Source organism: Pseudoalteromonas sp. BMB, assembly GCF_001709235.1.
Taxonomy (GTDB): domain Bacteria; phylum Pseudomonadota; class Gammaproteobacteria; order Enterobacterales; family Alteromonadaceae; genus Pseudoalteromonas; species Pseudoalteromonas maricaloris.
The window spans coordinates 1-1,587 of the sequence record NZ_MBQA01000015.1 but is presented as its reverse complement, the minus strand read 5'-3'; the positions used below and the strand labels follow the sequence as shown (position 1 = coordinate 1,587).

General features: G+C 33.7%; 2 protein-coding genes. One reads left to right on the top strand and one right to left on the bottom strand.

From position 1 onward, the window contains the following. On the top strand, positions 1-814 hold an 814-nt coding region (locus BB427_RS02175; protein ID WP_217492882.1), incomplete at its 5' end, for a hypothetical protein. Here the strand turns inward: BB427_RS02175 and BB427_RS02170 are convergent. Next, on the bottom strand, positions 781-1,587 hold an 807-nt coding region (locus BB427_RS02170; RefSeq protein ID WP_139119001.1), incomplete at its 5' end, for a class I SAM-dependent methyltransferase. The genes BB427_RS02175 and BB427_RS02170 overlap by 34 nt on opposite strands.

The window sequence follows — 1,587 nt, the reverse complement described above, 5'->3', positions numbered from 1 at the left end:
ATTAAATATTATATGGGTTATCATGACTAAAGTATCGCGGCAAACAATAACTTATCTTGTATCTGGTCCTATTTTGGCCGTTTTTGTGTTCATAGTATCTTATTACACCGATCCATTTGACTTCAAAAATCAAGATGTACTGTCAGCATTGCCTGCTTTTCTTTTTTCTGTTGTGGTACTTTTTATTACTCATCTAATTAGCACAGACACTGAAGTTAGAAAAACAACTTCACTTTCTGCTGACGTATATACTGCAGTAAAAAATCATATGCATGTTGTAGTCTTAGGCTCCCCGGAAAAGGCTTTAGACTATATTGAAAGAAATATTTCAGATTTAAGAGAAGTATTAAACACTTCATTTAATACCCAAACCGAAAAAGAGAGAGCGAATGAAAAATTTTACGATACAAATGGATATGCATCATTAACTAAAGCAATTGCAAATAACATTAAACGCTCGAATAGTATAAAGCAAAAGTTAGTATGGAAGGACATAGGCGACAGTCTTGCCAAAGAAAGATTTTTAAGTATCAAATCAGAATGTGCTAAAATTGCAAATAAAGCAATTCCTGAGGGCTATAAAATAAAATTTATCGCTCATGATGAACCTCAGATAAACTTTATTATTCTTGAATATTTAGATGGTGAAAAAGAAGTTCTTTTTAATTGGGATTTTAGAAGCAATGGCCAAGATCCTTTAGTAATGCTCTCAAAAGAAAGTAAAATAGTTGAAATGTTTGCGGTTCAATACAACTTACTATGGGAAAATGGCGTTGAAGACTACGATAACATCATTACAAGATCCACTTCGTAAAAGTAAGATGGTGCCGTGCTATTAAGGTATTGAGATGACCAATTGTCTATAGCTCCTTGCGAATTTCTACTTACAAAATTGCGCGTCCAATCGAGACTATTTAACAGATACATAGCGAAACTCTTATCAAATGGAGATGTTTTGTGGAATGTTTCAAATTGAACATCGTCGACTGTTAATCCGCATGCAGTCGCAGCCGTAAATACATCGTCAACACTATAATGTCTGAAACGTTGACTACTTGAAACAGATTGGAATAAATCAACCTCAAGCTTGTATCTTGTTTTGCTATCGAGAGGTCCAAACTTGAATGTACTTCCATCATATTGACGTATTATTATTCTACCATTCGGTTTTAATCTAGCTTTTAGCCTATTTAAAAAAGTCAATGGGTTATCTAAATATGATAATATATTAAATACTAAGAAAATATCAGCCTCTGGAAAATCCAGGTCGGACACCTCAATATTTTCATGACTAAAGCTACAATTTATTAAGCTCAATTGATTAAGCTTTCGTGCAAGCTCAATTGTTTTTTTATCACTATCAAAACCAAAGTACTCAGCTTTATCGCCAAGATGATCTGCAAATAAGCTTAACCAAAGGCCAGGACCGCAACCTAAGTCAACAACTACTTTTTCTGTACCTGTTACCACTTTTTCAACGAACCTTTTTCTCTCTGACAGTTTGGCATTGTGATGGATCATTAACCAATCATAATCACTTAAAGGCGCACCTGAAACATTTTCCCAATAACCCATATAATATTTAAT